The organism is Halomonas sp. BC04 (genome assembly GCF_000568385.1).
This window is the reverse complement of record NZ_AZQX01000413.1, coordinates 1-6,646: the sequence shown is the minus strand read 5'-3', so window position 1 is coordinate 6,646 and position 6,646 is coordinate 1. Positions and strand designations below refer to the sequence as shown.

The 6,646-nt window shown below is 63.1% G+C and carries 4 protein-coding genes and 2 pseudogenes; 3 read left to right on the top strand and 3 right to left on the bottom strand.

Annotation, left to right across the window (positions count from 1 at the left end; translation table 11 throughout):
• Together Q427_RS27465 and Q427_RS27460 are read right to left on the bottom strand one after the other, a co-directional pair.
• Nucleotides 1–547: pseudogene (locus tag Q427_RS27465) on the bottom strand (pyrroline-5-carboxylate reductase family protein); the annotation flags it as partial.
• A gap of 69 nt (nt 548–616) precedes the next feature.
• Nucleotides 617–1,333, bottom strand: coding sequence for a YggS family pyridoxal phosphate-dependent enzyme (locus Q427_RS27460; protein WP_043518750.1), 717 nt, complete (start codon nt 1,331–1,333; stop codon nt 617–619).
• Between the two features lie 67 nt (nt 1,334–1,400).
• Here Q427_RS27460 and Q427_RS27455 point away from each other — a divergent pair, with 67 nt between their 5' ends.
• Together Q427_RS27455 and Q427_RS27450 are read left to right on the top strand one after the other, a co-directional pair.
• Entirely contained in the window at nt 1,401–2,432 is a 1,032-nt protein-coding gene (locus Q427_RS27455) for a type IV pilus twitching motility protein PilT (protein WP_043518748.1), read from the top strand.
• A 109-nt stretch (nt 2,433–2,541) separates the two neighbouring features.
• A complete protein-coding gene (locus Q427_RS27450) occupies nt 2,542–3,684 on the top strand; it encodes a PilT/PilU family type 4a pilus ATPase (protein WP_043515572.1) in 1,143 nt (380 codons plus the stop codon).
• Between the two features lie 7 nt (nt 3,685–3,691).
• Here Q427_RS27450 and Q427_RS27445 read toward each other — a convergent pair.
• Nucleotides 3,692–4,820: pseudogene (locus Q427_RS27445) on the bottom strand (anhydro-N-acetylmuramic acid kinase).
• A gap of 118 nt (nt 4,821–4,938) precedes the next feature.
• Here Q427_RS27445 and tyrS point away from each other — a divergent pair.
• Nucleotides 4,939–6,138, top strand: coding sequence for a tyrosine--tRNA ligase (tyrS, locus tag Q427_RS27440; RefSeq protein ID WP_043518746.1), 1,200 nt, complete (start codon nt 4,939–4,941; stop codon nt 6,136–6,138).
• Nucleotides 6,139–6,646: the final 508 nt, after the last annotated feature.

The window sequence follows — 6,646 nt, the reverse complement described above, 5'->3', positions numbered from 1 at the left end:
CATCAGGAAGAAATAGGCAGGGCCACTGCCGGAAACGGCGGTGACAGCATCCAGCAGGGACTCCTCATCGACCCACTCGACCAGCCGACGGCGCCAAGCAGTTCGCTGGCCTGGTTACGTTGTTCGTCGGTGACTTCGGGCGTGGCATACAGCCCGGCGGCACCGGCACCGACCAGGGAGGGCGTGTTGGGCATGCAGCGCACCAGTGGTGTGCCGCCGCCCATCCAGGCCTGCAGGGTGGCAGCATCGATGCCGGCGGCCACCGAAATGACCAGTGGGCGCTGGCGCTGAAGGGTATCGCTCAAGCTTCGCAGACTTCCCTCATGACCTGGGGCTTGACGGCCAGTACCACCACGTCAGCATCGCGTACCGCTGCGGCATTATCGGTATTGGTACGAATCCCGTAGCGCTCATGGATCGGCGCCAGGAAGGCATCGCTGGGAGAAGTGGCAGTAATACCGGTGGCCGGGTGACCACTGTCGATCATGCCGCCAATGATGGCGCTGGCCATGTTGCCGGCGCCGATGAAGGTGACTCTGCTGGCCATAGCGATCTGTCCTTTTTCGTTATGAAGCGACCGGCCAGATGCCGGTACGCACGACGCTTTGTCTCGTGTTCAGGATGTGCGGTCCCGCTCGCCAAAGATGGCGGTTCCCAATCGTACCAGAGTGGCACCTTCCGCCACGGCGGCTTCCAGGTCGGCGCTCATTCCCATCGACAGGGTATCCAGCGGTGCCTCCGGGTACATTTCGCGTAATGTGTCCAATGCCTGGCGCAGACGGGCAAAGGGCTCCCGCTGGGCCGATGCCTCCTCGGCAGGCGCAGGAATGGCCATCAGCCCCCGCAGCCGGAGTGATGGCATCGACAGCACGGCTTCGGCCAGTCCCGGCAATTCCTCGAGCATGACCCCCGACTTGCTCGGTTCGGCACTGATATTGACCTGCAGGCAGATGTCCAGGGGCCCGAGCTCTGCGGGCCGTTGATCGTTCAGGCGCCGGGCGATCTTCTCACGCTCGACGCTGTGTACCCAGGCAAAGTGCTCGGCCACCTCCCGGGTCTTGTTGGATTGCAGGGGCCCGATGAAATGCCAGACGATACCCTCGAGGCCCCCGAGTTCACCCTGCTTGGCGAGTGCTTCCTGAACGTAGTTCTCGCCGAAGTCCCGCTGTCCCTGCTCCCATGCTTCCCGGATCATGGCGGCCGGCTTGGTCTTGCTGACCGCCATCAATCGTGCGTCATCGGCCTGGCGCCCGGCTGCCGCCAGGGCATCGACCAGCCGCGCTCGGGCGGCTGCCAGGGACTCACTGATGATGAGATTCGTGGTATTACTCACCTGAAGTCCTTCATGTCAAAAGGTCTGGCATACTGGAGTGAACCTCACCTGGGAGCAGGGGAATCGCATGGATATTACCGAACTGCTGGCGTTCTCGGCAAAACAGAACGCATCCGACCTGCATCTGTCGGCCGGTCTGCCGCCCATGATCCGCGTCGATGGCGACATTCGGCGGCTCAATGTGCCGGCGATGGAGGACCGGGAAGTCCGCAAGCTGATCTACGACATCATGGGCGACCGCCAGCGCCGCGACTACGAGGAATTTTTCGAGACCGACTTCTCTTTCGAGGTGCCGGGCGTGGCGCGCTTCCGTGTCAATGCCTTCAACCAGGCGCGGGGCGCCGGCGCAGTCTTTCGCACCATTCCCAGTGAGGTGCTGACCATGGACGATCTGGCGCTGGGGGACGTCTTCCGTCGACTGGCGCTGATGCCCCGCGGCCTGGTGCTCGTTACCGGCCCCACCGGCTCGGGCAAGAGCACTACGCTTGCAGCGATGATCGACTATATCAACGATCACCGCTATGACCATATCCTCACAATCGAGGACCCGGTGGAATTCGTGCACCGGAGCAAGCGCTGCCTGATCAACCAGCGTGAGGTACACCGCGATACCCACGGCTTTGCCCAGGCCTTGCGCAGTGCCCTGCGCGAGGATCCGGACGTGATCCTGGTCGGCGAACTGCGCGACCTGGAAACCATCCGGCTGGCGCTGACCGCCGCCGAGACCGGCCACCTGGTGTTCGGCACCTTGCATACCACCTCCGCCGCCAAGACCATCGACCGTATCATCGACGTCTTCCCCGGTGATGAGAAATCGATGGTGCGCTCGATGCTTTCGGAGTCGCTCCAGGCGGTGATTTCCCAAACCCTGCTCAAGCGGCAGAGCGGCGGGCGAGTGGCCGCCCATGAGATCCTCATCGCCAACGCCGCGGTACGTAACCTGATTCGCGAGGACAAGGTGGCGCAGATCTACTCGGCGATCCAGACCAGTGGCAATCTGGGCATGCAGACCCTGGATTCGGCCCTGGCCAAGCTGGTCACCGACAATGTCGTGACACGGGAAGAGGCCCAGGCCCGGGCCAAGGGTACGCTGGCCTAGGAGCCTGTCGGGCTTGGCGGTGATCTACTGTTAAGAACCGGTCAAGCCGATAGGTTCCTAGGGATGTTGGATAAACGTGGCGAAACAGAACAGGCAAGGGGGAAGGGGCATGACAGCACAGGAATGGTTGGAGCAACTGCTGGGCATCATGGCCCAGAAGGAAGCATCGGATCTGCTCATCTCGGTGCAGGCGCCCCCCACCATCAAGATCGCCGGCAAGTTGATCGCACTGGGGGAGCAGAAGCTCTCGTTGGCTCAGGTACGTGAGCTGGTCAATACGGCGGTGCCCGAGGGGCTGCGGGAGCGCTTCCAGATCGACCGTGAGGCCAATTTCGCCCTGAGCCTGTCCGGGCTGGGCCGCTTCCGGGTCAGCGCCTTCCAGCAGCGCAGCCAGCTGGCCATGGTGATCCGGCGTATCGCCTTCGACATCCCCCATCTCGAAGAGCTGTCGCTACCGCAACAGTTGGGGGAGCTGGCCAACCTCAAGCGTGGCCTGGTGTTCGTGGTGGGCGGCACCGGCACCGGCAAGTCGACCACCCTGGCATCGATGATCCAACAGCGCAACGAGACGGTGGGTGGCCATATCATCAGCGTCGAGGATCCCATCGAGTACGTTCACCCCCACAAGAAGGCGATCATCAACCAGCGGGAAGTGGGGATCGATACCGAGTCCTTCGAGGTGGCACTGAAGAACACGCTGCGTCAGGCGCCGGACGTGATCCTGATCGGTGAGGTGCGTACGCGCGAGACCATGGAGCATGCCCTGACGTTTGCGGAGACGGGACACCTGTGTCTGGCCACGTTGCACGCCAACAACGCCAACCAGGCGCTGGACCGCATCATTCATTTCTTCCCTCATGAACGGCACGAGCAGATCTGGCTCGATCTATCGCTGAACTTGCATGCGATCGTGGCCCAGCAGCTGTTGCCTACCCGTGATGGCGGGCGCTGTCCGGCCATCGAGATACTGCTGCGTACGCCCCTGATTGCCGACCTGATCCGCAAGGGAGACGTGAGCGAGATCAAGAATGCCATGTCCCGCTCTCGGGACCTCGGCATGCAGACCTTCGACCAGGCACTGTACGACCTTTACAAGAGCGGGCAGATCACCGAGGAGGTTGCGCTGGTGCATGCCGATTCGGCCAACAACCTGCGGATGATGATCAAGTACGCGGATGAAGGCAGCGACGTGTTGGCCAAGGCGCAGGACTCGGCGCAGCGGCTGTCACTGCGCGACGAAGACGATTTCTAGCCGCTCCTCAGGGGGCATAAATGCCGCCGAGCACGCGAGGTCCGGCGGCGCCGGTGACGCTGGGCAGGTTGCCGGGTAGGCCCTCGAGCCTTCGCCAGGCGAGCCAGGCGAAGGCGCCTGCCTCCAGCCAGTCGGCCGGCCAGCCCCAGTCACTGCTGGGCACCAGGGGCGTCTCCGGGATATGCCGGGCCAGGCGTTCCAGTAGATCCGGATTATGGGCGCCACCGCCACAGGGAATCAGGCGGCTGCCGGCGGTGCCTCAAGTCGCTCTCTCGCCATCGCGATGCCAAGCGCTACGCTGGTGGCGGTGAGCTCCGATAGCGTGGCCTGCACATCTTCTGGCGCTTCCCTGCCCGTCAAGTGATGCGCCAGCCAGTCGAGATGGAAGACCTCACGACCGGTGCTGCGCGGCGGCGGTCGATGGAAGAAGGGCTCGGTCAGCAGGCGTTCGAGCAGGGTCTCGTCGACTCGCCCCGAAGCGGCCCAGATGCCGTCCGGGTCGAAGCGACCGCCGCGATGACGGGCATGCCATCCATCCATCAAGGCGTTGGCTGGGCCGGTGTCGAAGCCGATGATCTCCGCATCGCTCTCGATCGGCGGCAATAGTGTCAGGTTGGCGAAGCGCCCAGGTTGAGCACCATCAGCCACTCACCCTTCCGGCGAAACAGGGCATCATGAAAGGCGGGGGCCAGCGGCGCCGCCTGSCCRCCGGCGGCCAGGTCGCGGCGGCGGAAGTCGGCTACCACCGTGCAACCGCTCAGTTCGGCCAGCAGGCTGGGGTTGTCCAGTTGGAAGGTATAGGCAGGCGCCTTGCCATGCCCCCAAGGGGCATGCTCGATGGTCTGGCCGTGGCTGCCGATGGCGGCGATGGCGTCAGGTGGCGTGTCGCTGGCGGCCAGCAGCCGCTGAACCGCTGTCGCTTGCAGGCGGCAGAACGCGCTCTCTGCTGACGCCAGTTCGGCAAATCCGACGCGCTCGGCCTGGCAGAGTGCCAGCAACGACTCACGCAGGCTTTCCGGCATGGGCTCGGCGTGGGTGGCGCGCAGGTGTGTCGTGCCGTTGTCGGCGATATCGACCAGGGCGGCATCGATGCCGTCGAGACTGGTGCCGGACATCAGGCCGATGAACAGTGTCATTCCTCTACTCCCTGTTGCGAGCCCCTCCGCGAGGCGCGAAGTCATGCTAACATTCTGCCCCATTCAATGGACCCTGCAGGCAGGGCCTGGCAACCGTATTTGTGTGGAGTCGGAGACGATGACCGATGTCGCGAGCGCGCTGGCGCTTCTGAAGCGTGGCACCCACGAGATCCTGATCGAAGACGAGCTGGTCAAGAAGCTGGAATCCGGGCGCAAACTGCGTATTAAGGCGGGTTTCGATCCGACCGCCCCCGACCTGCATCTTGGTCACAGCGTGCTGTTGACCAAGATGCGCCTGTTTCAGGAGCTTGGCCACGAGGTCATCTTCCTCATCGGCGATTTCACCGGACGCATCGGTGACCCCACCGGCAAGAATGTCACGCGCAAGCCGCTCACCGAGGAGGAGGTCCGCGCCAACGCCCAGACCTACAAGGAGCAGGTGTTCAAGATTCTCGATCCCGAGAAGACCGAGGTTCGCTTCAACTCGGAGTGGTTTTCCGCCATGAGTGCTGCCGACATGATCGAGCTGGCCGGTCAGAGCACCGTGGCACGCATGCTCGAGCGGGACGACTTCAACAAGCGCTACAAGTCCAGCCAGCCGATCTCCATCCATGAGTTTCTCTATCCGCTGGTGCAGGGCTATGACTCCGTGGCGCTGAAGGCCGACGTGGAGATGGGGGGGACGGACCAGACGTTCAACCTGCTGATGGGGCGTGAGATCCAGAAGCACTTCGGCATGGAACCCCAGGTCGTCATCACCATGCCGCTGCTCGAGGGCCTGGACGGCGTGCAAAAGATGTCCAAGTCGTTGGGCAACTATGTCGGCGTGGATGAGGCGCCCGGCTCCATGTTCAATAAGCTGGTTTCCATGCCCGACAGTCTGATGTGGCGTTACTTTGAACTGCTCTCGCTGAAGAGCAACGAAGAGATCGAAAGCCTCAAGCGCGATGCCGAGCAGGGTGCCAACCCACGTGATATCAAGATGGTGTTGGCCCGGGAACTGATCGCTCGCTATCACGGTGAAGGCGCCGCGGCCAATGCCCACCGGTCTGCCGGCAACCAGTTGGCCGAGGGTGAGCTGCCCGAGGACCTGCCCGAGATCGAGGTCGACTTCGAGGGCGGCTCCCAGGCGCCCATCGCTGCCGTGCTGAATCGCTCGGGCCTGGCCAACAACAGCGCCCAGGCCAAGGACATGCTGGGTAACGGTCGGGTCAGGGTCGATGGCGAGGTGGTCGCCAAGGACCATATGCTCGATACCGGCAGGAGCTATGTGATCCAGGCGGGCAAGAAACGCTATGCGCGGGTAACGCTCCGCTGAAGGCGTCTCGGCACTCCGAGAACAACTGATTACAAGTCAGTTGGTCTACCAGCGCCCGCCTTGAGCGGGTGCTTTCGGTTGTTATGGAGGCGCCGGCTTATCCACAGGCGCGTGCTTGAGAGCGGGTGTGGGCAGATTGCTCGCCCTTGTCCCGCGGCCGTCCTGAAACTTTTTTACAAGGCCCCTTGCAGGGGGGCTGGGAAAACCGTACAGTACGCATCCGCTGCCGGCAACGGGCAAACGTTACCGGCGGTGGAAGTGGAGAAAGTGCTTGTTTCTGTTTGGTTTTTTTCGAATCGGCTAGTGAGATTCGCGATTGACAGGAGCGCCGGAGACGGTAGAATGCACGCCACGCTGAAGGCAGCCGGCGGTACCGGCGCTTCGATGGCAGGCTCACCCCGGTGAGGCCAGCGAAGAGAGTTGACAAGCTCAGCCGATTCAGTAGAATACGCCTTCCTCGCAGGGCGCTGGCGAGGCCGCTGACAGAGTCAGCCGCCACGACAGCAAG

Excerpts from the sequence above, each read along its gene's own strand:
- tyrS (WP_043518746.1), top strand. The coding sequence starts at position 4,939 with ATGACCGATGTCGCGAGCGCGCTGGCGCTTCTGAAGCGTGGCACCCAC.
- Q427_RS27450 (WP_043515572.1), top strand. The coding sequence starts at position 2,542 with ATGACAGCACAGGAATGGTTGGAGCAACTGCTGGGCATCATGGCCCAG.
- Q427_RS27455 (WP_043518748.1), top strand. The coding sequence starts at position 1,401 with ATGGATATTACCGAACTGCTGGCGTTCTCGGCAAAACAGAACGCATCC.